The sequence below is a fragment of the Acrocarpospora macrocephala genome (genome assembly GCF_009687865.1).
Taxonomy (GTDB): Bacteria; Actinomycetota; Actinomycetes; order Streptosporangiales; family Streptosporangiaceae; genus Acrocarpospora; species Acrocarpospora macrocephala.
Map to the genome: position 1 here is coordinate 1 of NZ_BLAE01000096.1, position 26,005 is coordinate 26,005.

Annotated in this window: 25 protein-coding genes and 4 pseudogenes; 15 read left to right on the forward strand and 14 right to left on the reverse strand. The window is 67.2% G+C overall.

Features of this window, described 5'->3' with window-relative positions; genetic code table 11:
* Both Amac_RS49030 and Amac_RS58445 read left to right on the forward strand, forming a co-directional pair.
* A partial coding sequence (locus Amac_RS49030) for an FAD-dependent monooxygenase (RefSeq protein ID WP_444978813.1) occupies window positions 1-669 on the forward strand: 669 nt, incomplete at its 5' end.
* Window positions 648-836, forward strand: coding sequence for an aromatic-ring hydroxylase C-terminal domain-containing protein (locus Amac_RS58445; RefSeq protein ID WP_344448799.1), 189 nt, complete (start codon window positions 648-650; stop codon window positions 834-836). The genes Amac_RS49030 and Amac_RS58445, both read left to right, overlap by 22 nt.
* Window positions 837-978: 142 nt before the next feature.
* On the opposite strand, the gene Amac_RS49035 is transcribed toward Amac_RS58445, so the two are convergent.
* Entirely contained in the window at window positions 979-3,648 is a 2,670-nt protein-coding gene (locus Amac_RS49035; protein ID WP_155361295.1) for a tetratricopeptide repeat protein, read from the reverse strand.
* Between the two features lie 148 nt (window positions 3,649-3,796).
* Here Amac_RS49035 and Amac_RS49040 point away from each other — a divergent pair, with 148 nt between their 5' ends.
* The 3 genes from Amac_RS49040 (at window position 3,797) to Amac_RS49050 (ending at window position 4,902) form a co-directional block, all read left to right on the forward strand.
* The gene (locus tag Amac_RS49040) at window positions 3,797-3,970 is read left to right on the forward strand and encodes a hypothetical protein (protein WP_155361296.1); all 174 of its coding nucleotides are present in this window, start codon (window positions 3,797-3,799) and stop codon (window positions 3,968-3,970) included.
* A 258-nt stretch (window positions 3,971-4,228) separates the two neighbouring features.
* On the forward strand, window positions 4,229-4,519 hold the full coding sequence (locus Amac_RS49045; RefSeq protein WP_155361297.1) for an ArsR/SmtB family transcription factor: 291 nt from the start codon (window positions 4,229-4,231) through the stop codon (window positions 4,517-4,519).
* Complete coding sequence (locus Amac_RS49050; RefSeq protein WP_155361298.1) at window positions 4,516-4,902, forward strand: VOC family protein; 387 nt, start codon at window positions 4,516-4,518, stop codon at window positions 4,900-4,902. The genes Amac_RS49045 and Amac_RS49050 overlap by 4 nt, the downstream gene beginning before the upstream one ends.
* 55 nt (window positions 4,903-4,957) lie before the next feature.
* On the opposite strand, the gene Amac_RS49055 is transcribed toward Amac_RS49050, so the two are convergent.
* The 3 genes from Amac_RS49055 to Amac_RS56990 all read right to left on the reverse strand — a co-directional run bounded on the left by Amac_RS49055 (window position 4,958) and on the right by Amac_RS56990 (window position 7,130).
* Window positions 4,958-6,100 (reverse strand): coiled-coil domain-containing protein, encoded by a 1,143-nt coding sequence (locus Amac_RS49055; protein ID WP_155361299.1) that lies wholly within the window; start codon window positions 6,098-6,100, stop codon window positions 4,958-4,960.
* Window positions 6,101-6,353: 253 nt separating this feature from the next.
* Entirely contained in the window at window positions 6,354-6,584 is a 231-nt protein-coding gene (locus Amac_RS55680) for a site-specific integrase (RefSeq protein ID WP_218041737.1), read from the reverse strand.
* Between the two features lie 153 nt (window positions 6,585-6,737).
* A complete protein-coding gene (locus Amac_RS56990) occupies window positions 6,738-7,130 on the reverse strand; it encodes a site-specific integrase (RefSeq protein ID WP_246269191.1) in 393 nt (130 codons plus the stop codon).
* On the opposite strand from Amac_RS56990, the gene Amac_RS56995 reads away from it, so the two are divergent.
* Both Amac_RS56995 and Amac_RS57000 read left to right on the forward strand, forming a co-directional pair.
* The gene (locus tag Amac_RS56995) at window positions 7,129-7,290 is read left to right on the forward strand and encodes a hypothetical protein (RefSeq protein ID WP_246269192.1); all 162 of its coding nucleotides are present in this window, start codon (window positions 7,129-7,131) and stop codon (window positions 7,288-7,290) included. The genes Amac_RS56990 and Amac_RS56995 overlap by 2 nt on opposite strands.
* A 351-nt stretch (window positions 7,291-7,641) precedes the next feature.
* A pseudogene (locus tag Amac_RS57000) lies at window positions 7,642-7,975 on the forward strand (IS1380 family transposase); the annotation flags it as partial.
* Window positions 7,976-8,268: 293 nt separating this feature from the next.
* On the opposite strand, the gene Amac_RS49075 reads toward Amac_RS57000, so the two are convergent.
* Complete coding sequence (locus Amac_RS49075) at window positions 8,269-9,132, reverse strand: DUF8189 domain-containing protein (protein ID WP_155361302.1); 864 nt, start codon at window positions 9,130-9,132, stop codon at window positions 8,269-8,271.
* 941 nt (window positions 9,133-10,073) lie between these two features.
* A complete protein-coding gene (locus tag Amac_RS49080; protein ID WP_155361303.1) occupies window positions 10,074-10,715 on the reverse strand; it encodes a haloacid dehalogenase-like hydrolase in 642 nt (213 codons plus the stop codon).
* Window positions 10,716-10,862: 147 nt separating this feature from the next.
* Here Amac_RS49080 and Amac_RS49085 point away from each other — a divergent pair, with 147 nt between their 5' ends.
* The 6 genes from Amac_RS49085 to Amac_RS49110 all read left to right on the forward strand — a co-directional run bounded on the left by Amac_RS49085 (window position 10,863) and on the right by Amac_RS49110 (window position 19,101).
* Window positions 10,863-11,288, forward strand: a complete 426-nt coding sequence (locus Amac_RS49085; protein WP_155361304.1) for a DUF4034 domain-containing protein — start codon at window positions 10,863-10,865, stop codon at window positions 11,286-11,288.
* 11 nt (window positions 11,289-11,299) lie between these two features.
* Complete coding sequence (locus tag Amac_RS49090; RefSeq protein WP_170323044.1) at window positions 11,300-13,774, forward strand: tetratricopeptide repeat protein; 2,475 nt, start codon at window positions 11,300-11,302, stop codon at window positions 13,772-13,774.
* 943 nt (window positions 13,775-14,717) lie between these two features.
* The gene (locus Amac_RS49095) at window positions 14,718-15,779 is read left to right on the forward strand and encodes a tyrosine-type recombinase/integrase (RefSeq protein WP_246269193.1); all 1,062 of its coding nucleotides are present in this window, start codon (window positions 14,718-14,720) and stop codon (window positions 15,777-15,779) included.
* Window positions 15,776-16,120, forward strand: coding sequence for a helix-turn-helix domain-containing protein (locus tag Amac_RS49100; protein WP_155361307.1), 345 nt, complete (start codon window positions 15,776-15,778; stop codon window positions 16,118-16,120). Before Amac_RS49095 ends, Amac_RS49100 begins: the two co-directional genes overlap by 4 nt.
* Window positions 16,117-18,114 carry a site-specific integrase gene (locus Amac_RS49105; RefSeq protein WP_155361308.1) on the forward strand — a complete coding sequence of 666 codons (1,998 nt, stop codon included), beginning with the start codon at window positions 16,117-16,119 and terminating at the stop codon, window positions 18,112-18,114. Before Amac_RS49100 ends, Amac_RS49105 begins: the two co-directional genes overlap by 4 nt.
* Window positions 18,115-18,240: 126 nt before the next feature.
* Window positions 18,241-19,101, forward strand: a complete 861-nt coding sequence (locus Amac_RS49110) for a hypothetical protein (protein WP_155361309.1) — start codon at window positions 18,241-18,243, stop codon at window positions 19,099-19,101.
* Between the two features lie 26 nt (window positions 19,102-19,127).
* Here Amac_RS49110 and Amac_RS49115 read toward each other — a convergent pair whose 3' ends face one another.
* Window positions 19,128-20,123, reverse strand: coding sequence for a transporter substrate-binding domain-containing protein (locus Amac_RS49115; protein WP_155361310.1), 996 nt, complete (start codon window positions 20,121-20,123; stop codon window positions 19,128-19,130).
* Window positions 20,124-20,153: 30 nt separating this feature from the next.
* Window positions 20,154-20,819, reverse strand: coding sequence for a hypothetical protein (locus Amac_RS49120; RefSeq protein WP_155361311.1), 666 nt, complete (start codon window positions 20,817-20,819; stop codon window positions 20,154-20,156).
* A gap of 333 nt (window positions 20,820-21,152) precedes the next feature.
* Here Amac_RS49120 and Amac_RS49125 point away from each other — a divergent pair, with 333 nt between their 5' ends.
* The gene (locus tag Amac_RS49125) at window positions 21,153-21,938 is read left to right on the forward strand and encodes a hypothetical protein (protein WP_155361312.1); all 786 of its coding nucleotides are present in this window, start codon (window positions 21,153-21,155) and stop codon (window positions 21,936-21,938) included.
* On the opposite strand, the gene Amac_RS49130 is transcribed toward Amac_RS49125, so the two are convergent.
* Window positions 21,899-23,089 (reverse strand): HEAT repeat domain-containing protein, encoded by a 1,191-nt coding sequence (locus Amac_RS49130; RefSeq protein ID WP_155361313.1) that lies wholly within the window; start codon window positions 23,087-23,089, stop codon window positions 21,899-21,901. The two genes, Amac_RS49125 and Amac_RS49130, sit on opposite strands and share 40 nt — an antisense overlap.
* A gap of 334 nt (window positions 23,090-23,423) precedes the next feature.
* Here Amac_RS49130 and Amac_RS57775 point away from each other — a divergent pair, with 334 nt between their 5' ends.
* A complete protein-coding gene (locus tag Amac_RS57775) occupies window positions 23,424-23,627 on the forward strand; it encodes a helix-turn-helix domain-containing protein (RefSeq protein WP_155361325.1) in 204 nt (67 codons plus the stop codon).
* Here Amac_RS57775 and Amac_RS49140 read toward each other — a convergent pair.
* From Amac_RS49140 to Amac_RS49155, 5 genes and pseudogenes are all read right to left on the reverse strand, one after another.
* Window positions 23,608-23,892 (reverse strand): annotated as a pseudogene (locus tag Amac_RS49140) (L-serine ammonia-lyase, iron-sulfur-dependent, subunit alpha); the annotation flags it as partial. The gene Amac_RS57775 and the pseudogene Amac_RS49140 sit on opposite strands and share 20 nt — an antisense overlap.
* Window positions 23,893-23,947: 55 nt before the next feature.
* Window positions 23,948-24,028 (reverse strand): annotated as a pseudogene (locus tag Amac_RS58270) (hypothetical protein); the annotation flags it as partial.
* Window positions 24,029-24,108: 80 nt separating this feature from the next.
* Window positions 24,109-24,267 (reverse strand): hypothetical protein, encoded by a 159-nt coding sequence (locus Amac_RS57005; protein WP_246269194.1) that lies wholly within the window; start codon window positions 24,265-24,267, stop codon window positions 24,109-24,111.
* Window positions 24,268-24,342: 75 nt separating this feature from the next.
* Entirely contained in the window at window positions 24,343-25,236 is an 894-nt protein-coding gene (locus Amac_RS49150) for an FAD-dependent oxidoreductase (protein ID WP_218041739.1), read from the reverse strand.
* 494 nt (window positions 25,237-25,730) lie between these two features.
* Window positions 25,731-25,952, reverse strand: a pseudogene (locus Amac_RS49155) (transposase); the annotation flags it as partial.
* Window positions 25,953-26,005 lie beyond the last annotated feature (53 nt).

Genomic DNA, 26,005 nt, shown 5'->3' on the forward strand with positions numbered 1-26,005 from the left:
CTGCATATTCGCAGTCTCGAGCTGATGGCGATGCGCGGACTGCTGGATCGCATTCTCGAACGCGGAAGACGGCGTCCGGTCGGCGGTATCTTCGCCGCCATCCCCAAACCCGCGCCCGAGGGCCTGGATTCCGCGTACGCCTATCTGCTGGGCATCCCGCAGCCGGTCATCGAACATCTCCTCGAAGACCACGCGATCGAACTGGGTGCGCAGGTCCGGCGCGGGTGCGCGGTCGCCGGTTTCGAGCAGGACGACGAGGGCGTGACCGTCGAGCTGGCCGACGGGGAACAGCTGCGTTCGCGCTACCTCCTCGGCTGTGACGGCGCGCGCAGTACGGTGCGCAAACTGCTCGGCGTCGGCTTCCCCGGCGAGCCCGCACGGACCGAGACGCTGATGGGCGAGATGGAAGCAGGCGTGCCGCAGGACGAGATCGCCGCCAAGGTGACCGAAATCCGCCAGACCCATCAGCGCTTCTGGCTCCGGCCCTTCGGCGAAGGGGTCTACAGCGTCTTGGTCCCCGCCGCGGGAGTCAGCGACCGCGCGGAACCGCCCACCCTCGAGGATTTCCAACAACAGCTGCGCACCATCGCCGGAACCGATTTCGGCGTCACCTCTACGGTCTGCTGCATCGCGGCCGCGGCCTGCTGCTGGACCGCACCGAACGCCTGACCGTCGGCGGCTGGTCAGACCGGGTCGATTACCTCGCGGACCCCTCAGCGGACCTGGATGTCCCATGCGTCCTGCTACGCCCCGACGGCTACGTCGCCTGGATCGGCGACGATCAGCAGGACCTGGACGACCGCCTCTCCCGCTGGTTCGGCAAGCCCGCCAGCTGATAAGGCCCGTGAGGATGATCGGAACGGCCAGTAGCGACTGACCATCGGAAGGCTGGAGGCAGCATCAGCCGTGGTGCTCTGGCGCCAGGGTCGGCCTGCCAGGGAGGGTTAGCCTCCGCGTTTCTGAGAACGAGGAGGCGCTCTATTTCTGACCGGCCGCCCGGTCCCGCCATAGCGCCAGATTGTGGCGGCTGGCCAAGGTTTGGGGGTGGTCGGAGCCCAGCACCCGCTGCTGGTCGACCAGCAACTCCTCGAACGCGGCGACCGCACCCACCGCATCCCCCACCTCACCCCGCCATATCGCCAGATTGACACGGGCACCCAGGGTGTCGGGGTGGTCGGGACCCAGCACCCGCTGCTGGTCGACCAGCAGCCTCTCGTAGGCCGCGAACGCCCCGGCCGCGTCGCCTAACTGACCCCGCCATAGCGCCAGATTGTGGCGGCTAGCCAAGGTTTGGGGGTGGTCGGAGCCCAGCACCCGCTGCTGGTCGACCAGCAACTCCTCGAACGCGGCGGCCGCACCTGACACATCCCCCGCCTTACCCCGCCAGTACGCCAGATTGTGGCGGGTGGCCAGGGTGTCGGGATGGTCCGGGCCCAGCACCCGCGAACGTTCGGCCAGCTGGCTCTCGTAGGCGGCGACAGTCCCGGCCGCGTCGCCTAACTCACCCCGCCACCGCGCCAGAATGTGGCGGGTGGCCAAGATTTGGGGGTGGTTGGGGCCCAGCACCCGCAGCTGGTCGGCCAGTAGTTCCTCGCACGCGGCGGCCGCGCCTAACACGTCCCCCGCCTTACCCCGCCACCATGCCAGATTGTGGCGGGTGGTCAAGGTGTCGGGGTGGTCCGGGCCCAGCACCCGCGAACGGGCGGCCAGTAGCTTCTTGTAGGCGGCGACCGTACCCGCCGCATCCCCCGCCTCACCCCGCCACCGCGCCAGATTGCTGCGAACGGTCAGGGTATTGGCGTGGTCGGGGCCCAGCACCCGCTCGTGGTCGGCCAGCAGCTTCTCGAATGCGGCGACCGCACCCGCCGCATCCCCCGACTCACCCCGCCATATCGCCAGATTGTTGCGGGCGCCCAGGGTGTAGGGGTGGTCGGGGCCGAGATGCTGCTGGCAGGTGGTGTGCAGGTTGGTGCAGGCGGCGATGGCGGCGGTGACCTGCCCGGTCTCGCCGAGGCTGACGGCGGCGTGAAGCAGCACGGAATGGACGCCGGTGTCGAGGCTGTAGAGAGCGATGCCGGCGGCATGCTGCAGGGCGGTGGTGTTGGCGCGCAGGATCTGACCGAGCTGGTCGTGTTCGACCGGCGGCCACAGGTGCAGCAGCGCGTCGGCGGCAGTGCGGGCGACTTCGTTGAACAGGTGCGGGCCGAGGTCGGGCCGGGCGGTGAGGTTCTCCCGGGTGGCGCGCTGGATGAGCTGATGGATGCGGATCTCGCGATGGCGAGCGGTTCGGTCGTGGTCCAAGAGGCTGTGCCGGTGCAGCACCCGCAGCACCTCGTCCACCATGACCTCATCCACCGCGCCCGCCTCCCCGGTTAAGGAGTCGGCCGCGGGGTCGGGCAGGTAGCTGGCCAGGTACTCCAGGGCGGGCGGGCTGGTCAGCACCGCTTGCGGGATGCCCGCCGGGTCCAAGACGCTGACCAGGCACAGCACCGGGCGGGCGAGCCCGGCCGGCGCGGCCTGGTCGGCGTGGTCGATGGACAGCTCCCAGGTGGCTGTGACGATCCGCTGATGGCCATCAGGCAGGTAATCCTCGCCAGGCACGGAGTGAGCCAGCAGCCGGGTGGCCAGCCGCTCCCGATAGACGGCGCAGGAGAGGTCGGCATTGATGATGTACGCGGCCGCCTGGGCCAGCGCCAGCGGCAGCAACCCCAGATCGGCGGCGAGTCCGTCCAGGTCGGCGCCCGGGACCTGATCGCCGAGCTTGGCCTTCAGGTAGGACCGGGCCTCAGCTTCGGTGAAGGTGCCGATGCCGACCGTGCGCCGGTCCGCCCCGGCCAGGGCCGCTTCCCGCAGCCGAGTGGTGACCAGCACCCGCCCGCCCGCTGCCGACGTGGCCGCCGGTGGCCACCACCCGCTCAGATCCTTGGGACGCTGCACATCGTCCAAGACCACCAGCCAGGACCGGTCGGTGGTCTCCGCCCAGACCAGGAAATCCCGCGCGGCCTGCTCGGGATCATCGCGGTCGGTCAGCGGCAGGCCCAGGCGCGCTGCGGCGGTCGCGTAGGTGGAGACGATGCCATCGGGAGTGGCGGCGTTCACCCACACCAGCACCTGTACCCCCTGCTGCCAGGCGCGGCGGGCGAAGTCGGCGGCCAGCAGGGTCTTGCCGACCCCGCCCATTCCCGCCAGCACCTGGGTCAGCATGACGGTCCCGCCCGCATCGGCCGCCGCCCGCACGCGCTCGGCGACCTGCCGGTTCTGGAAGCAATCGACCGGCTGCGGGATCCATCCGACGCGGACCCGTTCCGCCGTTGCGGCCTGCCCGGACTGGCCGGCACCAGCCGGGGCCGCCGCAGGAGCCGGGCGGGCACGGTCGGCGGCCATCAGCCGATCCCATTCCCACGCCGACGGGGCACGCTCATTCGCCCACCCGGCCAGGGTCGCGCCGACCTGGACCAGCTGATCCAGATCACGTGGCTCCGCGGCCCCCGTCGCCCACCCGTTCACCGTCGAATGGGGCACCTTCGAGACCTTGGCGAGTTCCTTTTGCGTCACCTGACCGGGAAAGTGGACGCGGGCCTGGTCCCATAGCCGCGCCAGCTCCGCCAGGACCTGGGAGGTCGACCCCTCTGGCCGGAACACCGCCACGATGCACCCGCCTCCTCAGCGCAAAGGACCGTCATCCGGATCCGGGACGGACCGGCCCGGATCCCCGCTCACCGGGAGCGTAGCCTCGCAGACCCGGACCCATCCGGCATACCTTCAACATCGTCGGCGTGTTGGATGTGATGCGGGCATGACCAAAACCGACACCCCGGCGCCCCCCAAGGCCGTGTCCTCACCACGACGCCGCTCTCCCGGCCTCCGACGTCTCCGCCGCACCATCGGTATCGCCTTTGCCTGTGGCGCCGCCCACGCCACCGGTACCGGCCTCATCGGCCTGCTGTTCTGGTGGATCACTCACCGCTGAACCGCACTCCACCACGAGTGGTCTGCACACCACCTGCGGGCGTGCAGACCACTTCGCACATCCGCCTTCACCAGCGCCGTCACTTGGCTGACACCGGGCACACCGCACGCCGTCACCGCGTGATCGCGTACGACATATCCGCCGGTCACCGGAAGATCTTGCGGCGGCGCGCCGTCGGAGTTCAGCGGGCTTGCTGGACCTTCGGGCGCGGTGAACCCGACTTGATAGGCAAGTGACGACTTGCGTATGGTGAGGGTTATGGAGGAGGATGTCTTCAAGGCCCTGGCCGACCCCACCCGCCGGCGCATCCTCGATGAGCTGGTGGAACGGGACGGCCAGACCCTGTTCGAGATCTGCGCACGGCTGGTGACCAAGCACGGCCTGGAGCTGTCCCGCCAGGGGATCAGCCAGCATTTGGCGGTACTGGAATCCGCAGATCTGGTCCGTTCGCGGCGCCAGGGCCGCTACAAGTTCCACGATCTGAACACCGAACCCCTTGAGCACATCGTGACGCGGTGGCTCAAGCGCGACACCGGAGGCACCTCATGAGGATCCACATTTCCAGCGTCTTCGTCGATGACCAGGACAAGGCCCTGCGCTTCTATACCGACGTACTCGGCTTCGTGAAGAAACACGAGATCCCGCTGGGCAAGGACCGCTGGCTGACCGTGGTCTCACCGGACGACCTCGACGGGACCGAACTGCTGCTGGAGCCCGACGGCCATCCCGCCGTGAAGCCGTACAAGGAGGCTCTGGTCGAGGACGGCATCCCGGCCGCCTCCTTCGCCGTGGAGGACGTAACCGCGGAGTTCAACCGGCTGCGCGAACTCGGGGTCCGCTTCACCCAGGAGCCACTGGAGATGGGCCCGGTCACCACAGCGGTCCTGGACGACACCTGCGGCAACCTGCTCCAAATCGTGCACAGCAAGTAAGGACCCGCGCCGATGCCAGCCAGGACCGCATCCGCGGTCAAGTTCGGCGCCGGGCTCAGCCTGAGGAACTCTCAGGTTTTGCCGTGACCCCCAGTTCAGCGGTGACAGCACGCTCGCGCAGAAGCGCGGCTTCTGCGCGGGCCTCCTCCAGCGCGATACGAAGATCAGCCGTACGCGCCCGCTCGACGGCCAGCTCGGCCCGTGCCGCGTCCCGCTCGGCCACCGCCCCAGCCGCCCGCTCCCCCTCCCGTGCCAGCGCCGCCTCCGCCGCCCGCACCTGGTCACCGGCCGCCTTCACACGCTCCCGCCCGTCCCGCTCCGCCTGCTTCCTCGCCTGTACGGCCTCCGCCGCCTCCCCCACCGCCCGCGCCCGCGCCACCTCGGCCGCCTCCGCCCGTACCACGGCACGATCACGCTCCCCTTCGGCCGCCTCCGCCCGCGCCAGCGCCCGCACCACATCCTGCTCGGCGACGACAAGCTCCGCCCGCGCCCGCGCCGCGTCCTCCACCGCCCGCGCCGCCTTCGCCGCCGCCCGTTCCGCCCGCTCCCCCTCCCGTACGGCTTTCGCCTCCGCGTCCCGCGCCTCGGCCGCCGCCCGCTCGACCCGCTCCCCCGCCTCGGCCAGAACCTGATCGCGGTCCGCCTCGGCCCGGCTCGCGCGCCGCCCCGCCTCCTCCGCGGCCTGCCGCGCCACCCGCTCGGTCGCCGCCGCCTCCCGCAGCGCCGCCAGCGCCTGCTCCCGCGCGTTCTCCGCATCCGCGAACGCGCTGTCCCGCTCCGCGTTCGCCTCCTCGGCCAGCCTGCGCGCCTCCGCCGTCTCCCTGCGGGCTTCCTCGGTGGCCTCGCGCGAGAGCCGTACCTGCTCGAAGGCCTGTTCCCGTTCACTCCTGGCGACCGCGACCCTGGTGTGCGCCTCCGCCTGCACCGCGCTCAGCTTCGCCTCCACCCCCGCCGGACTCAGCTCATCGGCCAGCACCTGCGCCAACGGCGCGATCGCCGCCGCCAGCCCGCGCTCCATCCGGTCATACAACTCCTCCGCCCGCGCCAGCGCCCCATCCAGCCCCGGCGTGGCCCGCCGCATCTCCCGCTCCCGCTTGGCCGCCGCCTGACAGTCCCCCTCCGGGCAGTACTCCTTCGGCCTCCCCCGCCCATTCCGCTGCTCGATCGCCGTCCCACAGTGCTTACACGTCGTCGCCACAAGATCACCCTAGCTGATTTTCTAGAAACAGAAAATCAAAAAAAGCGATCTGTTCCATCTGAGCCCTTCGGAGCGATCCCACATAATCCTCGTTATGCAGGATTCGGGATTCTTGAAGACGGCGCGGGCCAGCGCGGCCAGCTCGCCTGTTGTTGAGCGCCGAGTTTCTGTCACCGAACGCCGAACAGATGTCACCACGAAGCCGGGGCGGAGCCCGGCTCTCCGCGTCGGGTCGGGTTCCTGTTTTCCCTGGTCAGAGGCCGACGTTGCGCATGGCGTTGTCCCGCCAGCGGTCCACCGCGCGGATGTAGCCCAGTACCACCGGGGAGTTCGGTGCCCATCGGCCGTGCGCGGCGATGACCGAGACCGGGACCCCGGCGGCGTAGGCGACGGTCGCTCCCCCGGCGCGCAGGCTGTGCGCGGTGACCGCCTCGGCGTTGGGAACGCCGGCCCGAACGGCCAGATCGCCGACGATGACGTTCACCGACTCGCCGGTCAGCGACGCACCGATGGTGCCGTGCCGGTCGATTCGCCGCAGCAGCCGCCCGCCGCCCGGCCGATCCGTCTGCCTATCCCCCGGCCCCGCGCCCGTGGCGCCGTCATCTTCGTGCTGTTCGGCCTGGTCCAGGGCCTGTAGCTAGTCCCGCCAGGCGGCGACCGGGTCGGTCAGCGGGTGGCTGCCGCGCGGGATGGCCACGGTCTGCCCGGCCGAGTTCTTGTCGGTCTTGGAGGTGCCGATCCGCACCTCCAGCCCGTCGGGAACCTCGCGGACGTCGGCGCGGTGCAGGGCGACCAGCTCGCTGCGGCGGCCCATCAGGGCCAGTCCGAGCACCAGCATCAGCCGGTCGCGCAGCCCGGTCACGCTGGTCAGGTCGCAGGCGTCGATCATGGCGCGCAGGTCTGGGATGGTCAGCGGTGGGGCCTGGCGGCGGCCGTTCCCGGCGGTGGCGCGCCGTCTCTTGTGGGCGCGCAGGGCCAGCCGGGCGGCCTCGGTGCCGGGCTGGCCGGCATGCCCGGACAGCCGGTGCATGGTGCGGATGGCCGCGATGGCCTGCTCGATGCTGGCCGGGGCCTGGTCGGCGGCGCATAGCGCGGCGGTGTATTCGGCCAGTGTGTGGCTGGTGGCGGGCAGCGGCAGCCGGTCCTGGGCGGCGCACCAGGCGGTGAAGGCGGCCCACTGCCGGGTGTAGGCGCGTTGGGTGTTGGCCGGTACCCCTTCGGCGATCAGGGCCCGGGCGGAGTCGCTGAGGGCGTAGTCGGCGGCGGTGTGCGCGACGCCACCTCCGGCGTTCTGCGGCCCGGCCGCGACGGCGAGCGGATGGCCACCCCCGGCTCGGTGCGGCTCCGGAGAACTGGCCGTAAGCGGCCGTCTCGGTATCAGTTAGAACTCGACTGGCATGAGCCCGGAAAGTAAGGCGATTCCGGCGGGCGGTTCAGCCCGAAGATCCAACCGTTCCGGGAGGGGTCTCTTGACGGGACTTTTCGTTCCGATGTTCGAAGCATCAATCTCCCCTTACAACCCCAAAGCCGGTGGCAGGCAGGAGGAGCTGTTCAGCGTCCACCGGCGTCACGCGGTGTTCACCGATAGCCCGTTCCACCTGGTCCAGGCCGAACAACAGCACCGTGACCACGCTATCGTCGAGCAGGTCTTCGCCGACCTGGTCGGCGGTCTGCTCGCGCACCTTCCCCTCAGGGGACTTCGCCGCGAACTCCGCCTGGGTGACCTGCGCGGCGATCGCCTTCAATCTGCTGCGCGCCGCAGGCTGCCTGGCCGGTCCCCGCCATGCCAAGGCTCGTGGCGCCACGCTGCGCCGCAACCTGATCGCCGTCCCCGCCCGCCTGGCCCGGCACGGACGCGGTCACCTCACCCTCCACCTGCGGCAGGTGGAGGGCGTGGATGAACCTCTTCGACGCCGTCTGCGACCCGCCGCCCCTCCTCATGGCCTGACCCGCCGGAATCTCGGTCACCACCGCCACCACGACCACCGCGGTCACCCGGCCATCACCGCACGAACCCCCGCCTCCGAACCTTGTGGACATGCGGACAAGCTGCGACCCGCACGCAGCGGCCCTCACATGCCCGGAAACAGCGCTTCATCCGGCGAAAGGATCCTCGCGGAGGAATTGGAACAGAAAACGATCAAGAAAATCACGCGGTGAATCCAGGCTCAGAACTCCGAATGGTAGATGGCCCGATCGGTGCCGACGTGCAGCACATCGAGACGTCCGGGGCCCCGACTTCCCGAGGCGATGCCGTAGTCGGTGACACCGCCCAGGTTTTCCCATCCGCTCCACCCGCCGTCGAACCACGCGTGGTAAACCGCACGGTTCTGCCCGCGGTGGAAAAGGTCTATGCGGCCTGACCCCCACGAGGTAGCCGACAGACCGTATTCGGTGACGCCTCCCAGGCTCTCCCACCCCGACCAGCCGCCGCCTCCAGTCCACTTGTGGTGGATGCCGTAGTCGTCGCCCACGGCGAAGACGTCCAAATGCCCACCGCCCCACGAGATGGCCGCCGGCTTGCACAACTTGCTGAAGTGCCCGCCCAAGCTCTCCCAGCCCGACCAGCCGTTTTGAAACCGCTTGTGCAAGACCGAGAAGTCGGTTCCTGAAATAGCGAAAACGTCGAGCAGGCCGGGGCCGCGCGAACAGACAACCGGGGAACTGCCGAGGACCGGGCCGCCGGGCCCGCCACCAAGATTTTCCCAACCCGACCAACCGGACGGCCCGTCGCTCCACCGGTGCAGAAGCGCGGCTCCGGCTACCACAAACAGATCGCGACGGTCTTCGTTCCACGAGACCAGCGTTGGCGAGCCGTAGATGTTCACGGCGTGCGGCTGTCCCATGTTGAAGTGCGGAGTCCAGTAGTCGTTACCGAGGTATTCAGACTGGTACAGGTCACCGCTGTATGGACCGTTGTCGGCTTGGGCGATGACTCTCAACACGTTGCCTTCGCCCGCGGCGGCGGGAGGAGCCACCGCGCGGAAGGTACCGGGGCCAAAATGAATATTCCGCCATTCAGACCATCCCATCCGGGCAATCCCTCCCTAACCGTCGTGGCGCGTTGGTGCTGTCGGCGAATCGTAGGTCCTTGCTCTGGCAGGCGGTGCGGAGTCCGCATTCTGCCCTGGACTGGCTGCTCTGAGCTCTTCTACGCCGCCGTGGCGATCAGCCGCCTTTCGAACGGTAAGGGAGGGCAGGGCTCGGGGCAATGCTTGAGACTGTGGATCTGTCGGGGAGGGTGTACCTTCCCGATGATCACGACTCGTCTCAAGCATGATCGGCGCGTCGACGTCGGTCGGGAAGGCACTCCCATTGCTCATCGTCGTTCTTGCATCAAGGCAGTCGGAGCGGTGTGCGGAGGCGACTCCTGCGGGCTTGTGGCGGAGATCGGTGATCTGAACGTCGTGGTCCAGGCGGGGATCTTGGGGGTGCCGCAGCAGCAGCGCCGGCAGACCGTCACCGTGACGCTCCGCGCGGAAGGCGCGGGGTAGGGAGCTTAGGATCCGCGGATTGTTTGTAAGCCGGGTCAGGGTGTCGCGGTGCGGGTGTTCGTGGACGGTGTGGGGGTGGGTTTGGTCGGGAGCACAGGGTGAGGGCGTCGGCCGCGGTGGGTGGGAGCGTGTAGCCGCCACACGGTGGTGTACTTTCGCAGGGAGATCGATCGTATGGAGGGCCGGTTCCCCATGTCGCAACTGTCGCTCGTCAGCGCCGTCTCACCGCGGCCCACTCGGGGATTGCGATGGTCTTATTGGCCTTCCTTGTGTGGGGTCTGGATATCTGGTCAGGGATCGGCAACTGAAAGTGCCGCGCCCGCGTGGCTGACCGCTTGCCCCACGCGCGTGGAGCCGTACAGGCGACTGCTGGCCAACAAAATGATCAGATAGGTGGTTGGCCGACCGTGACGCGGGTGGATGCTGAATGAGGCAGAGCCGCGCAATTAGTGGGTCATGTCCCCGTTCGCAAAGCTTTTTTACGAGACAAGAACTCTGATTTCGGGGAACTCTTTTCGGACCCTTTTCAGGTTTTCCCGGGATGGGTGGACCATGATACGTTGCTCGGCCGTTCGCAGTAGCGGCAGATCTGCGGCGGCGTCCGTGTACGCGGCCTGATAGGGCGGTTCGAAACCGCGTTCCCGGAGAAGCTCCATCTTCGTGCCCCGGTTGCAATAGGTCCGGACGACGAGCCCTCCGTACGCTGCCCGCAGAATGGTGCCGACCACCGCTACCTCGTCAAGACCGAGCGCTCGGCACAGAGCCTGAGCGATGTGTTCCTCGCAGCCGGTCGCGACGACCACCTGGCGTCCTGCCCGGCAATGTTCGCGTAGTTCGGTAAGTGCCGCCTCGATCGGTCTGCCGCGCCCGCGCAGATGCCGCGAAGCGAACCTCGCGGCATGTCTCGCGCGCTGCTGCTCAGTGGTGAAGACGGTGGCTGCCCAGACCCAGATGCTCAGACCGACAGGCCGTGTCCGCAGCCGCCAGAACAGCAGTGCCGCGATCGGGCTGACGATCACACCCAGGAATGGCCTGCGTAACATTCGGCCGGTCACGAAACCCAGCATGCTGTCGCTGCGGATGAGCGTGCCATCCAGATCGAAGACCACCACCTCCGGCATATGTTCGACGATAGAGCTATAGGGTCCGGCGCGCGACGAGCTTCGGAACGTGATTTACCCATGCGGTCTATTCGCTCTGGACGTGTGAACCGTGGCCTGGTTTGGTCGGTCTAACAGGATGGCGAGAAGCGTCATGGGGAGGGCGACATGCTGGCGGAAACACTGACCGCCTTGGCGGCTGCGGCCGCCACAGTTCTCGTCGAAAGCGCGGCGACCGACGCGTGGGCCGCGCTCAAGAACAGGCTCGCCAAACTGGTGGGCCGAAACGACCCTGCCGCCACCACCGAGGCCGAGGCCGCGCTGGAGCGGACCCGGGCCAATCTCGAACGGCTTGAGGACGCGGAACTCGCCGACACTAAAGCCGAAGAGGCCGATCAGTGGGCGCGGCGGCTGCGCACGGTGCTGGAGCGAGATCCGGAGGCGGCCGCCGAACTGCGCGCGTGGCTCGCCGCGGCCCGGCAGAGTGGCCACGGCTCGGTGACCATCACCGCCATCGCCCGTGACAACGCCTCCCAGATCATCCAAGGAACAGGCGTTCAGAACATCACGGTCGAGAAGAAGTGGCCCGGATGAGGATTGGGGCGATGTTCCGCTGGCTGGTGCGGTTGATGGCCGGGCTCACCCCGGGGCAGGCGCGGGCCGACATCGCGCTGGACAGCGAGGCCTCGGGCGACGCGACGGTGATCAACCAGGGGCATGGGGTGATCAACATCCACCACCCCGACCCGGCACCGGAGACCCCGATCTCGATCGCCGTCCCGCAGTACGCCGAGACCAGACTGCGCGGCCGGGACGAACTCCTGGCACGTCTGACGGGCGCCTGGTCCTCGCCCGATTCCCGCGTCCGCATCCTGTACGGCCTGGGCGGGTGCGGCAAGACCACGATCGTGGCAGAGCTGGCCAGGCGGGTGTCGGAGACCGTTGACGTCTGGTGGCTCTCCGCGGCCGACGAGGACCAGTGGCAGAGCGGTATCCGCGCCCTGGCGCAGGAGCTGGGCATGGGCCCGGTCGAACTGCAGCAGGGTCGCCGGGCCGACGAGCTGTGGAAGCGACTCCACGCCCACCGCCAGCAGTGGTTGCTCATCATCGACGGCGCCGACGACCTCAACGTGCTCACCATTGAGGACCGGCTCCGCCACGGCAGGGGATGGTTGCGGCCCGTGCACGCGAACAGCAAGGGGCTCGTCGTGGTCACGACCAGGGACCAGGGCGAGGAGTGGCCCGAGGACTGGTGCCTGCGGCACCGGGTGCCCGTGCTACCCACCCGGCACGCCGCGCAGGTGCTCATGGACTACACGAAGGGCCGGGCGGGAAAGCGGAGCGAGGCCGCGATCCTGGCCGACCGACTCGGCGGGTTGCCGCTGGCGTTGAAGCTGGCCGGGGCGTATCTGGCGGAAAGCACGAAACGGTTCCGGGCTGCCTACGCCAAGCCGGGGGCGATCACGAGTTTCGCCGCGTACGTCACCGCAGTGGACACCGGCAAGCTCGATCTGGGACAGCCTGAGCGGAAGGAGCTGTCACCGAAGGAGGCGCGGCAGCTGATCAGGCAGACCTGGGAGCTGTCGCTCAGCCTGCTCGACCAGCGCGAGGTTCCCGAGGCGAGGCCGATTCTGCGGCTGCTGGCCTGCTTCGCCGACGCGCCCATTCCCTACCAGCTGCTGATCCGGCCGGAGCTGCTCCGTGGAACCGACATCTTTCCAGGACTTCAAGATGAGCACATGGCCGAAGTCCTGGCCTGCCTGGAGGACTTCGGACTGATCGACGTCCTGCCCGACCCAGTCGACGAGGACGCGGCGGATACCGTACGGACCGTGAAACTGCATGTTCTCGTCCGGGACGCGAGCAGGGCCAATGCCGGGGTCGGCATCGGCAGGGACGAGCGGGGATTTCTCGCGCTGGGGCGCTGGCTGCTCAGCGTCGCGGCGCGGAATCCGGAGGTCGCCACGCCTGAGGACCCCGCCAGCTGGCCGCTCTGGGGGATGCTGGGGCCTCACTGCCTGGAGTGGCTGGAGGCCGTCGCGGTCGGCAACGAGGCACACGCCGCCCACGAGGCGGCCGAGGTCGGCCTGATGACGGTCCACTACCTGGGCGCGCGCGGCTCCTACGCCCTGGCCGAGGAGCGGCTTCGTGAGGTGCTGGCGGTCCAGTCGGGAGCGCGCGGGGCCGACCAGGCGCAGACGCTGACCATCCAGCACGAGATGGCGGGCCTGATCGGCGTCCGGGGCCGGTATGAGGAGGCCGAAGCGCTGTTCCGAGAGGTGCTGGCGAATCGGGAGGCGGTGCTCGGCGCCGCGCACCCGGACACGCTGATCACCCGTTACGAACTCGCCCGGATCCTGGGGATCCGAGGCGACTACGCAGAGGCGGAGCGGCTGTTCCGGGAGGTCGCCGCGGCCCGCGCCACCGCGCTCGGACCGGAGGAGCCCAAGACGATCAGCGCTTCGCACGGCGTCGCGTGGGTGATCGGTGAGATGGGGCGCTACGCCGAGGCGGAAACGCTGTTCCGCGACGTCATGGTCAGGCGGACGCATGTTCTCGGCAGCCAGGACCCACACACGCTGACCACCGGCTACGAGGTCGCCCGGATGGTCCTCCTCCAGGAACGGTACGAGGACGCGGAGCAGCTCTTCCGTCAGCTCTCGAAGGACCTCCACGACCTGCTGGTGAACGCCACAGGGCTGCCCGATCGCGGAGCCGCGCAGATGACGTTCAGGGACCTGTTCAGCCCTCGGGCCGCGCTGCTCGGCGCGGAACGTCTGGATACTCTGAATCTCGGTCCCGGCCCGGGGCGGGGGCAGGCGCTCGAAGCAGCCGTGACCCTGGTCGAGACGCTCCGCATCGCTTGCGAGCACATCCTCACGGCCGACCACCCGCACACGTTGCATGTACGGACCTGGATCGCCTGGCTTTGGTCGCGGCAGGGTCAGACCTGGAAGGCCCGGCGGGAGTACAAGGCGGTCCTGGAGGCGCGGAAGTGGGTGCTGGGCGAGCAGCATCCCGCCACCGTGCGGACCGAGGAGGAGCTGCGGAGGCTCAGCCTCTCCCCCGATCGGAACTGACCGGACCCGTCAGGTGGCGTACAGGTCGAGGTGGGCCTGGGTGGCGGTCGCCAGGTGTTGCGGAAGGCGAGCGCGCACCCCCACCCTGCGGAGTTCCGGTGACCGGCCGACGGACCTGCCCGTCCTCCATCACTCCCGCGCGCAACATCACGCGCAGCAGCTCGAGCACAGACTGATCGCAGACACGTTCCTCGATCGCCCATCGATGAGCACTTGCAGGGCATCGTGGGCTGACCGCTTCGGGTGGAACCCGAACGAACAGTCAGCGAAATCCGCCTCGAAGACCGGTTCGAACACGATCTTCAACGCGGCCTGCACGATCCGGTCACGCACTGAGGGGACGGACGATTTCATACTGCCCCTCTTGCAATCGCGTGTCTGGATGTTCCGGATGAGTGTGGAAGTGTGCTGGTCGGGCCGTGTTCGGTGAGTCGTTGGGAGGAGTCTGCCAGAAGGCTCTGACATTCTCGGTGGGGGTCAGCTTCGTCGCCCGACCTTATGCCCACCCCGCCGAACCGTGCTCCTCCGGAAAACGATTGCGCCATACGAGGAGACTCTGGCAACCATCGGTGTGTTCACCAAGTAGGGCGGGTCCGCATCCCATCACGTGAGCAGCGCCCAGGCGTACCTCAACGTGATCCGCGTCGGCGTTCGCCGCGTGGCTGCGCGAGCACCCCGGCGTTGAGATCGTCTGCCGGGATCGGGCCAGCGCCTACGCCAACCCTCGGGAATTGCATCAGACGGGCGAGGAGCCGCAGGTCGCCAGGTCGTAAGTGGTTCATTCTCGCGCCTGCTGCGGCTGTGGCTCGAGCGTCTGATCAGGTAGTTTGCCAGAGAGATCCCGTCTGATGCAAGATCTTCCCTTCGGAAGGGATGGTCCGGAGTGGTGCATCGAGGCAGGGCGGCCTTAGCGGGGTCAGCGGGGCTGGAGTTGGTCTCCGGGGTGACGCTGCTGCGGCCTGAGGAGGCGATGTTCGATGCGATGCTGCGGGGTTGGCGTGCTCAGCAGAAGTCGCGGGGGCTTCGGGATGAGACGGTCGAGGACCGGGAGAAGCTGATCCGTCGCTTCCATGAGTACACCGACGAGTTCCCCTGGCAATGGTCGCCTGCGCATATGGATGAGTGGTCGGCGTATTTGACGAGCGAACGGCATCTGGCTCCGTCGACGATCCGGGCGTATCAGGGCGACGTCCGGTTGTTCACCGAGTTCCTCATCGATGCCCGTTACGGCTGGGTATCGGCTTGCGAAGAGGAGTTCGGCACCTTCCCGGTGGCGATCTGCCATGAGTGGAACACCCGAGTGCACCTCAACGACTACGAGGGCAGTCCGGAGGCCAGGCCGTTCACGCGCGCGGAGCTCCAGCGGTTCCTGGACTACGCCGATGATCAGGTCGAGCGGGCGGTGCGTTCCGGGCGCAAGGGCACCTTGGCCGCCTACCGAGACGCGACCATCTTCAAGACCATTTACGGGTGGGGACTGCGCCGGACCGAGACGTCCAAGCTGGACCTGGTCGACTGGGGACGCAACCCCAAAGCGCCCCATTTCGGCCGGTATGGCATCCTCAACGTTCGCTACGGCAAGGCGAAGAGGGGGCAGCCGCCGCGGCGCAGGAACGTGTTGTCGGTGATGGACTGGGCGGTGGAGGCGGTCGCTGACTACGTCGAGAACGTCCGGCCCCGGTTCGGTTACCCCGACCATCCGGCGCTCTGGCTCACCGAACGCGGCGGGCGGGTGAAGCCCTCGGAGATCAACGCCCGGTTCGTCGCCTACCGAGACGCGCTGGGCCTGCCGAAAGAGCTGACTCCGCACTCCGAACGGCACGCCTACGTCACGCACCTCACCGAGGACGGGGTGGACCGGCGGTTCATCCAGCAGCAGGTCGGCCACGAATGCGACAGCTCTACCGCGATCTACACCCACGTCAGCGACGACTTCATGAACACGGCCCTGACCAGGGCATTGGCACCGGCGTTCGCCGGAGGGCGAGGAGGCGACCGGGAATGAACGGCAAGCTCGACTACCGCTGGCATCTACGCAAGGTGATGGCCGACCGCGGCATGTTCTCCACCACCGACCTCCTCGCGCCGCTGGCCGAACGCGGGATCACATTGTCGACCAGCCAGGTCTATCGGCTGGTGGTGGAGCGGCCCGAACGGCTTAGCCTGAAGATCCTCATGGCGCTGCTGGACACCCTGGACTGCACGATGGACGACCTCATCGAACCCATCGCGGCCGCCATACCCAGCACACGTCCCAAGAAGGCCGCTGCCGGCGGAATCACGACCACCGACAGCATCGGTGACCTGCGTCCTAAGCGCGCCCGGATCACCGGGACCACACCGTGACCGGCCGCCCTGAACCTCCGGCTCCGGACGATCCGGTCGATGCTCTACTCGACCTGCTGGCCGGGCTCGAGCCCGCTCTTGCGCGGGAGGCCCTCCTCGCGGCGGTGAACCGGGCCGCGGCCCGACCCGACGGACACCGCCGTCTGGCCCAGGCCATCGTGAGCCAGCCCGATCTGCTCACGGGCCAAGGCGCTCGCGCCGAGACGCCCAGCGTCCTGCGTCTCATCGACGCTCTCGCCGAGGCCGGCGCCAGGGCCGTGGTCGTGCCGTCCTGCCCGCGCTGCGGCAGAGGCAAGCAGCTCGGTCCGCCCATCGAGGGAGTACGCCTCTGCCACGGATGCGGGCCCAAAGCCCGGGCAGTGGCCTGCGGCCGCTGCGGCAAGATCAGGCCGACCGCGCGCCGCAACGACAACGGGCAGCCTCTCTGCCAGAACTGCTGGCACCAAGACCCACGAAGCTGGAAACCATGCGTCAGCTGCGGAAACAACCGGCGCATCGCTGCGGTCACCGAGGCCGGGCCGGTCTGCCAGAGCTGTCGACCCGGCCACGATCTTCCCTGCAGCTTCTGCGGTTCGACCAGCAGCCGGGTCGGTATCTCCCGCGCGATCGGCAAGCCCGTCTGCGAGCGGTGCCGGAAGCGCTGGATCGTGTGCTCGAACTGCGGCACCGGCGCCATGCTCAAGGGCGGCACCCTCGACGAGCCGCTCTGCGCCCGCTGCCTCAACCCCGATCCGACGTTCTGGAAACGTTGCGCGGTCTGCCAGACGACCTGGCAGCTCTCGACCGCCGAATGCGCGCGCTGCTCTCTGGACCGCAAGCTGACCGAGCTGTTCACCTCGCCCGCTGGCGCCACGCCGCGCGAACTCGATCAGCTCCGCGAGGCCCTGGTCCAGGCTGACCGGCCCGACAGCGTGGACACCTGGCTGACCAGGCCCGGAGTCAGCACGACGCTACGCGAACTCGCGAGCGGGCACCGACGGCTCTCCCACGAACTAATCGACACCATGCCGGCCGGCCTCACCCTGAAGCTCCTGCGGTCGATGCTGGTCACCGCAGGAGCACTCCCAGACCGAGACGAGCGTCTGACCGCCCTCCAGGGGTGGATCGACCAGACCATCGCGGCACGCACCGTCCCTGAGCACCACCGGATCCTGCACGGATACGCCGTCTGGCACCACCTCCGCCGACTCCGCGGACGCCTCAACAGCCAGCCCGTTTCCCACCAGCAGGCCAGGAACGTCCGCCAGCACGTCACCGCCGCCGCGGCCGTCCTGGACTGGCTCGAAGCACGCGAGCTGACCTTGGCGACCTGCACCCAAGCCCACCTCGACCTCTGGCTCACCGATCACACCCAGAGCCACCGGGACCGGTCGGCGAACTTCGTGCGGTGGGCCGTCGTCCACCGGCACGCATTCCGCCTCACCGCACCAAGCACCCGCTGGCATGCCCCATCCGGACCGCTTGACCAGGACCGCAGATGGGACGACGCGCGCCGCCTCCTCCACGACGAGACCTGCCCAACCGCCGACCGGGCCGCCGGGCTGCTGATCATTCTCTACGCGCAAAAGCTCACCGACATCACCGCCCTGACGATCAACCACGTCCACCAACGGGACGGCCACACCTTCCTCTACCTGGGCAGTCGGCCCATCGCCCTGCCCACTCCGTTGGACGACCTCGTCAACGAGCTCGTCGCCATCCGGAAACCGCGCGGTGGCGGAGTCCTCAACCCAGAATCCGCCTGGCTGTTCCCCGGACGCTGGTCAGAACGCCCTCTGACCGAAGGCGCTCTCGCCCGCCGCCTCCACGAGCTCGGGTTGAACCCCCGCCAGGACCGGAACACCGCCCTGTTCGCACTCGCCGCCGAACTCCCCGCAGCGATCCTCGCCAAGACCCTCGGCATCAACATCAAAGGCGCCATCCAGTGGCAGAAGATCGCCGCTGGCGACTGGTCCACCTACGCCGCCGACCTCAGCCAGAGACCAAGAACCTGAGGATTCGGACAGTTCCAATACCCGACTGCACCGTTGGAGGCCATCCGCACAGCCGCGCCCGAGGCGATCCAGGTCGCCGACCGGTTTCATCTGTGGAGAAACCTGGCTGAAAGCGTCGACAGGTGCGTGATCGCTCATCGCCGCTGCCTGAGCGATCCCGACCCGAGCCTGATCGCCGAACCGCCGGCAGAGCCTGCCGCAGGTGAGGCACCCGTGGCGCAGCCCGGCGGCAGGCGGGTGGAGAACACCCGTCGGTGGCATGCCGCCGTCCATGAGCTCTACGACAAGGGTGTGGGCACCACCAGGATCGTCAAGCTCCTGGGCCTGGACCACAAGACCGTGCTGCGCTACGCCCGGGCGGCCACCGCCGAGGAACTGCTGCCACCCTCCGGCAACCAGCACGGCCCGCTCTACCCCTACCAGAGCTATCTGCATCACCGATGGAACCAAGGCTGCACCGACAGCAGCCGTCTGTTCACCGAGATCCGCGCGATGGGCTACCAAGGATCCGACCGCACCGTCCGCCGCTGGCTGGAACCCCTGCGCTCCCAACCCGGACCCGCGCCGAAAGTCAGCTCCGGCCCCAGCACCCGCCAGGTCACCGGATGGCTCACCCGCCACCCCGACGCCCTGACCGGCGAGGAGAAACTCCAGCTCAAACACGTCCTGGCGCGCTGCCCGCACCTGGCCACCCTCTCCATCGCCATCCGCGACTTCGCCCTGATGATGACCAACCGTGAAGGTCACCGCCTGCCAGAATGGATCGCCGCCACCGCCGACAGTGACCTGCCACCGCTACGCGGCTTCGCCCGCAGCCACGATCATGCAGAATGTTGGATGCGCCCTCCTGTCAGATTGGGAAGGAGTAGCTTGACGACAAGGGTGTCGACCAGGGCATCTTGGACTACCTGCGGGGGAACCAGGAACCGAGGTGGCGGGCGAATACCACCTCGGTGGTTTTGCCTCGCGCTCCAGAAGGCCGGTTGACCGAGGCGGACGTCAAGTCGTCCGGTTCATCGTTGCCGCCGCCGGTTAGATTGTCGTTGTCCCTCCCGCGCGGCTGCACGGGTGCGGCGGGCGATAGAAGTCGGCACAGTAATGCGACGATCGTTAAGCCCGTTGGCAGGCGCTGCGGCCTGCTCTTGATCCGATGGCTCGCACGGATCAAGGGCGTCAGAGTTTGGCTTTCGATCCTCAGGCGGGACTCCGGGCAACGCGTCTTTCAGCTTCTGGTCCCATTCTTCGTTGATGAACTTTGTTATGCTGCTCGTGAGGAACGTGCAGAGCCTCGGCCTGTTGTCTGGAAACCCGATTCCATACCTCTCGCTACCGACCCGAATTCCCGGGACCAGACGGAGGCGGCCCGGATGCCTCGCGGCAAAGCTTTCGAGAATTACCCGATCAGTCGATACGGCGTCGACTTCTCCGTCCAGCAGGCGCTCCACGCACTTTTGTAAGGTATTTTCGGGTGCCGGCTGTATGTCCATGTCAAAGAGACGTGTTTCTGTTGTCGACCCACGAGACGTGCAGATGATCTTGTTCCTGATGTCCTCAACCTTGGTGATATCGCTGCCTGCGCCGACTAATACGCCCTGAGAGTCAATGAAATAAGGGCCGGCGAAGTCAACGTCCTGTCGCCTCTCATCGGTAATGGAGAAGTTGGCCATGACCAACTTGATCCCAGGTCCGTTGCCGTTGGACTGCTCGGCCTCTGTTGTCTCCTTGAGTTTGATCATACGCTCGTCGTCGGTTAGCGGGGTGTACTGCGGCCGGAAGCCGATCTCCGTCCCCAACCAGTTTCCCAGCTTGATATCGAATCCATCCCATACACCATTGGAGTACAAGCTCCAGCCGGGAATGTCCGTGTTGACCCCGATCTGGACAGTTCCTGAAAGATACTTCTCTGGAGGCGGCTCACTGCTTCCAGGGGCGCAGGCGGGAACCAGACCAAGCAGCATGGCAAGCGGAACGACGGCGTGTCTTCTGCCGTTCCAAGATCGGGATGCCATCAGCCACCTTCTCTTTCTTGTGTTCGGGCGCTAGCGAACCAAGGTTCCACGAGCAAGGGTCAGATCCAGGACACAGCCTTGATTGCCGGGCACCTTCAACCGGACGCCAAGCCCGACCTTACGGGAATCCTCAGGAATGGGAATCGAAATTTCCTGATCGTGTTGGACGGTCTGCTGAGGGAGCTGGTGGCCGTCCACCATCGGCGTGATTAAGAGCTCTGCCGGGAGAAGGCAATCGCCCAGCGTTTGCGTTGTCGCCAACTTCGGCGTAAAGGAAAGGTCCCCGGCGGGCCATCGATCCTCATCGACTCGCGGTTCTAGCATGATGACCTTCTCTTCATCCAGTCGGGTCGGTGAGCCAAAGTGGACGGGCAGATCTGAATGCCGCGCGGCAAGTAACCAAGTTACGGTCAGCAACAGTAGGACGATCAACGGAATACCTACGATCAGGATCACCGCTCGCACAGTCGGGTGCTGACCACTGTTGCCCTCGGATGCTTGCGTCGCCCATTGACTAACGATGGGTGCGACAATGGCGGCGATTCCCAATGGGATGGCAAGGACGGTGGCGATGGTGCCGCCATCTTCTCTGAGATACAGCAGAAAGGTCGTGAGCGCGGTCGTCACCACCAGGATTAAAAATATCACCGCGATCTTTACCGAGGACAAGGATAATCGCCCCATCCACATCCCCATTCGTTAAGCAGAAGTCCCTGATCTTTTCGTGCGGTGACGTCTTCGTGCGCGAGGGGCGAGCTCACAACAGCAGACTCCAAGAACCGGCAACATGAGCCATCGTCACCACTCATGTCCGGTGCACGCGACCTAGATGAGAAATCTAGCCAGATCGAACCAAGCTAGGCCACCTGATCCCAGTACGCATTCTGTACTAATTGGGGATTAGTATCCCCAAACGGACAATCGGCAAATCGCCATTCCGCGACTTCCGACCGCCTGCTGTGATACGAGCGTGCTGACTCGCCGAACCCCGAACATCGACAACACCAGAGCTCGAGAGGGAGCCGCCTGATGTTCCGTCGCCTCAGCGTCCTGGTCGCCGCCGTCATCCTGCTCGCCGTCGGCGCGAGCCGTGCCACCCGTCGCCAGCATCGCCGACATGAAGACCCTGGCCGACCTCAAGGGCAGGACAGTGGTGGCCGAACAGGGCACCGGGTGGTGCTGCGCGACGGCAACGGAGTGATCTGGGCCTCCGGCGCGCTCACCCTGGATCCTGCATGGGTGTCGGCGGCCACCAGCTACGGCCACGTCGTGGCCTTCTACGGGCCCAAACTCGGCGTCCGGACCCCGCCCGGGCTCACCGAACGCACCTACACCACCGCTGCGCGCCGCGCGGAATTCCTCGAAGGCCGAACTCAAGGCCTGACGACCGTGGCCACCGTGACCTGGCACGGCGCGGCCGAGGAGGACCTGGAATGGCTGGTGGCCGAGCCAGGCAGCTACGGCCAGCCGTTGCCGGTGGTGTTCGCTCCGGCGGCCAGCTTCCGGATCCACGGCGGCCCGGACATGTTCGGATTGACCCCGGTGCAGCCGGGGAGATCGGTGCCCACAGCCCCGATCTCTGCCCTGATCGCCCACATCAGCCGGACCGACGTCGATCTGATCTGTCCCGCCCAGCCGGCGGCGACCAACTACATCGCCGGTGTGCACTACGGCGAGGGCCACGAAGGTCACGCCGAAGCTGGCGATCTCGATGACCGTTCCGGTGATGCCCTGGCCCCGGTGGAGTGTGCTGAGGAAGGCCAGTTCGCGTTCGTTCAGAGGCGGCCTTCCGTGAGTTGCGGTAGTGCTCGTTGAAGGTTGATCAGGACGGTGCGATCGGTTTCGATCTTCAGCAGGGCCGTGAGGTGCGGCTGGAGGTGACGGAGATTTCGGCGTACGACGACCTGGACCGCGGTCCAGCGAACCTGCGCCTGGCTGTCGCCGAGTGCGGTGGTGAGCAGGGTGTCGATTCCGTCGCCGACTGCGTCTTGCAGGTAGTGCGTGGCGGTGGCACGAACGCGCGGATCTGCGGCTGATGTCAGCGGGGCCAGGTCCTCGACGGCCAACTTTCCGCTGTCGCGCAGGGCCCAGATGGCACGGAAAGTGACATCGTGATCGGGATCGCTCAGCATGGTTCGGGCGATCGTTGCCAGATCGGATATCTGCAGAGCTTGCAGGGTGCTCATGGCCTCCGACCGGACAGCGGGATCGGTGTCTTGGAGCGCGGTGCGGGCTTGGTCTTCCGCCTCAGAGGCTCTGAAGTGGCGGGCGGCTCGTAGCGCCGCACTGCGAACCGAAGCGATGGGATCGGTGATGACATCGGCCAGAGCCCGAAGGCCCGCAGGTGTCAGTGCGGGCAGCGCGCAGAGTGACCACGTGCTCCGGGCACGCCGCTCGGGGCTGGGATCGGTCGCCGCGATCGCCAGCAGTTCGTCCTCGCCACCGGGGATCTTTTCGAAGACACGGGATACGTCGTAGCCGGCTGCCAGTTCGTCGAGCCACCGCTCGTACCAACAGAGAAAGTCGTTGTCCTCCAGTACGTACGGGGCAGGGACGCCGTTGAGGTCGATGCTGACCAGTCGGCCGCGGGCCGGGCCGGAGACGATGAGCAGCGTGTAGGACGTGCACCCATGGTGAACGACCGCGATAGCACCCTGGCACGGGTCCCGGTTGTCTTCCTCATCGAAGAACTCATCCCACCACTCGTTCCCGTAGGTCATTCCTGGCTCGAACGGGCTGGGCACCGCGAGGTGGCCGTGGAAGATGCCGCTGAGCTCAGCGTAGGCGTCTGCCAGCGGCAGCAGACCGTAACTGGGGCCGACCCCGCCGTCCGCGAGCGAGGTGATGAACACCCGGTACGCCTCAGGAAGCCGAATCTCGTGGGTGTGCTCGAACTCGATGACGGTGCCGGCTGCCAGAGGCGGGTTCAGCACGAACTTGTGCTTGCTCGCGCCGAAGATCGCCAAGTTGCCAGGCACGGCAGCCGCGGCCCTGACCTTTGCTGCGATCCGTGTGAGCTGCTGATTTATCGGGATCACCTGTGTCCGATTCGACGCGGCGGTTGGAGGATCTGTTTCGAGTGTTCCACTTCGACGCTTTCACAGACCGGTGCTGCACTGACTCCGCAAGTAGTCCGGCCGGACGCGGCGAGGGATGCCTGAGAGGCGACCCAGCCGACCTGGTTGCAGCCTCGATCAAGTGATGGACCAATGTTGATGGTCTCGGCGAGGGCATCAACATGGCTTACGGTCGGTCCGGTGGTTGTGCCCATATGTGCCGGACCTGGATTCCGCTTACGCCATGGGGGATGAGGCTGGCGACGTCGGTCGCACATCGAGCGCGCTCTTCGTGCACCGTTCGACGGTCTACTATCGGTTGGGGCGACTCGAAGAGCTTCTCGGAGTGAGCTTCGAAGACGGACTCGTGCGCCTGGAGCTCCACATCTGGCTCAAGCGCCGCGCCCTGCGCACGTCGACGGCGGCGATCAGCACTCGATCACGTTGACGGCGAGACCGCCGAGGGAGGTCTCCTTGTACTTGTGGCTCATGTCAGCGCCGGTCGATCGCACCGTGGCGGTCGCCGTGTCGAGGCTCACGCGGTGCGCTCCGTCTCCGCGCAGCGACATGCGGGCCGCCGTGACCGCCTTGACAGACGCGACTGCGTTGCGTTCGATGCAGGGGATCTGAACGAGGCCGCCCACCGGGTCGCAGCTGAGCCCCAGGTTGTGCTCGATACCTATCTCGGCCGCGTTCTCGATCTGCTCCGGCGTCCGCGAGTCCGAGCACGACCGCAGGAACCGTCCCATGTCCCACACCGGTGGCGGCGAGCGACCCGAACAGCTCGACCGTCACCGACTCTACCGGACCGCGGGTCGTCGCACGGGCGAAGTCGCGGGCCGCTCGCATCGGACCGACTGTGTGAGAACTCGACGGTCCGATCCCGATGCTGAAGAGGTCGAAGACGCTGACGTAGTCGGCGCGCGCGCTCACGCAATCGCCGCCCGGTGCGCCGCCAGGGAGAACAGCGGATGCGGCGGCAGTCCGTCCACCAGGTCCGCGAGTATGCGCCCGACAGACGGGGTGAACTTGAATCCCTTGCCTGAGAATCCCGCACCGATCGCGATCGGGCCCGTCCTGTCGATCACGAAATCCTCCGACGCGGTCGAGGTGTACGTGCAGCTGATCGTCGAGAAGCGGTCGGGATCGAGACCGGGGAGCCACTAGCGGACGTAGCGCCGCAGCGTGGAGAGCTGAACCGGCTCGTCCTCGTAGCTGCGGGCATCCGGATCAGTTTCGGGGCCGACTCCGTGCCAACCGACTTTGATGCCCTCGCCCGGGGTCTGCATGCCGTAGGTCTCGCTTAGCCAGTAGGCGTCTGCCGGCTCATCGGGATCGGGAGTGTGATTGAAGCTCGGCCAGGTCGCGTCAAGATCCGTGATGGCGAAGTGCGCCGGCTGCTCCTGGGTCACCCTCAGCGACGGTAGAGGAAGCAGTCCTGCAGCCAGTTTCGAGGTCCACGCACCCGCGGTGATCACGACTTGGGCGGCCGCGATCTCCTCGGCGCCTGTGGTCACGATCACACCGCCCGCCGGGTCACGCTCGATGGAGACCACGGGGGTCCCATAGCGGAACTCGGCGCCCAGCGCCTCTGCGGCCAGCCTGAGTGCGACCAGAGCCTCGGTAGCGCGGACGCGACCGGCTTCGGGTACATACAGCACCTCACTCCGGAAGCGCATCCCGGTCCACCGCGCAGACGCCTCGTCGGCAGCCAGGAACTCGCTATGGACTCCCGCCTGTCGATGCGTCGCATGGATGCGCTGCAGCGGCGCTACCCAGCCGTGGTTGACAAGACCGACGAGATCCAGCAGCGGAGTGCCGGCGATCTCGGCTAGGTGGTCCCAGTGTCGGCGCGACTCGTTGACCAGGGTCACCCAGTCGAGAACCGGATACGCGTTGTTGAAGTTGCGGGTGGAGCCATGTGAAGCCCCGTTGGTATGGCCGGGCTCGAACCGTTCGAGCAGCAGCACCTCGTGACCTCGGAGGGCCAACTGCCATGCGGCGGCGGAGCCCATCGCGCCCCCGCCCACGACCACTACCTGCGCAGATCCTGCCATCGCCTCACCTCTTGCTTGAAGTCTTGCTCAAGCCTGACTGAGGCGCCGGGTGCACGATATGGACGTCGCTCTCAAATACGTCGGAGAGCCTCCGACAGTCACACAGGGCGCACACCAGCGGTTAACTACTCTTTCCGCTGAAGGTCATGCTAGCGGTCATGGAAAGCTGGGCTCTGGCACAAATTCCGTGATCTTAATCGGCGAGGAGGGATCCGGCGGTCCGATGACCTCCTCCGGTGAAGCGGGAGGCAGGAGATTCGGGAGCGCTCGAACTGCTTCGATGATCTCATCCTCTAACATGTCCCCATTGTGGGATATCACGACAAGACCGCTACCCGGCTCGCCTCCGAAGCAGGCGGGACATGGAGCCGCTACGCCCCAAACGATCACGCTGAGTGAGCAGGAGAGCAGAGACGGGGCGGGAATACAGATCACTAGATCATCGACTTCTACCAGTCTCAACCCCCGGGCCCCCGGTCCCCCCACCTTGGCCGGTTCTGCCACAGGTGGAAGCGGTCGGCGACCTGGACCGCCTCTGGTGCCCCGGTGCGGGCGCCGTCCGCGAACGCCCCGGAGCGGTCCCGGCAGGTGACCTCGACGCCGGGATGGGCGGCCAGCCAGTCCGCAAGGGGCTGGGCCTCGCGGCCTTCGAGGAGGTCGAGCGGTGCGCCGGTCTCGCAGTCGATCAGCAGCGTCCCGTAGGCCTGACCGCGCCTTCTGACCGCACCTGGTCGTCGCGCGAGTGGGTGCCGCTGCGGAGCCGAAAGGA

Bases quoted from the DNA above. Each gene is read 5' to 3' on its own strand.
- Amac_RS49100 (WP_155361307.1), top strand. From the start codon at position 15,776: ATGAACGGCAAGCTCGACTACCGCTGGCATCTACGCAAGGTGATGGCC.
- Amac_RS57775 (WP_155361325.1), top strand. From the start codon at position 23,424: ATGGGGGATGAGGCTGGCGACGTCGGTCGCACATCGAGCGCGCTCTTC.
- Amac_RS49120 (WP_155361311.1), bottom strand. From the start codon at position 20,819: ATGGGGATGTGGATGGGGCGATTATCCTTGTCCTCGGTAAAGATCGCG.
- Amac_RS49080 (WP_155361303.1), bottom strand. From the start codon at position 10,715: ATGCCGGAGGTGGTGGTCTTCGATCTGGATGGCACGCTCATCCGCAGC.
- Amac_RS49125 (WP_155361312.1), top strand. From the start codon at position 21,153: ATGTTCCGTCGCCTCAGCGTCCTGGTCGCCGCCGTCATCCTGCTCGCC.
- Amac_RS49075 (WP_155361302.1), bottom strand. From the start codon at position 9,132: ATGGGATGGTCTGAATGGCGGAATATTCATTTTGGCCCCGGTACCTTC.
- Amac_RS56995 (WP_246269192.1), top strand. From the start codon at position 7,129: ATGGTGCGGATGGCCGCGATGGCCTGCTCGATGCTGGCCGGGGCCTGG.
- Amac_RS56990 (WP_246269191.1), bottom strand. From the start codon at position 7,130: ATGCACCGGCTGTCCGGGCATGCCGGCCAGCCCGGCACCGAGGCCGCC.
- Amac_RS49040 (WP_155361296.1), top strand. From the start codon at position 3,797: ATGACCAAAACCGACACCCCGGCGCCCCCCAAGGCCGTGTCCTCACCA.
- Amac_RS49050 (WP_155361298.1), top strand. From the start codon at position 4,516: ATGAGGATCCACATTTCCAGCGTCTTCGTCGATGACCAGGACAAGGCC.
- Amac_RS49150 (WP_218041739.1), bottom strand. From the start codon at position 25,236: ATGGCAGGATCTGCGCAGGTAGTGGTCGTGGGCGGGGGCGCGATGGGC.
- Amac_RS49085 (WP_155361304.1), top strand. From the start codon at position 10,863: ATGCTGGCGGAAACACTGACCGCCTTGGCGGCTGCGGCCGCCACAGTT.
- Amac_RS49115 (WP_155361310.1), bottom strand. From the start codon at position 20,123: ATGGCATCCCGATCTTGGAACGGCAGAAGACACGCCGTCGTTCCGCTT.
- Amac_RS49045 (WP_155361297.1), top strand. From the start codon at position 4,229: ATGGAGGAGGATGTCTTCAAGGCCCTGGCCGACCCCACCCGCCGGCGC.
- Amac_RS49090 (WP_170323044.1), top strand. From the start codon at position 11,300: ATGTTCCGCTGGCTGGTGCGGTTGATGGCCGGGCTCACCCCGGGGCAG.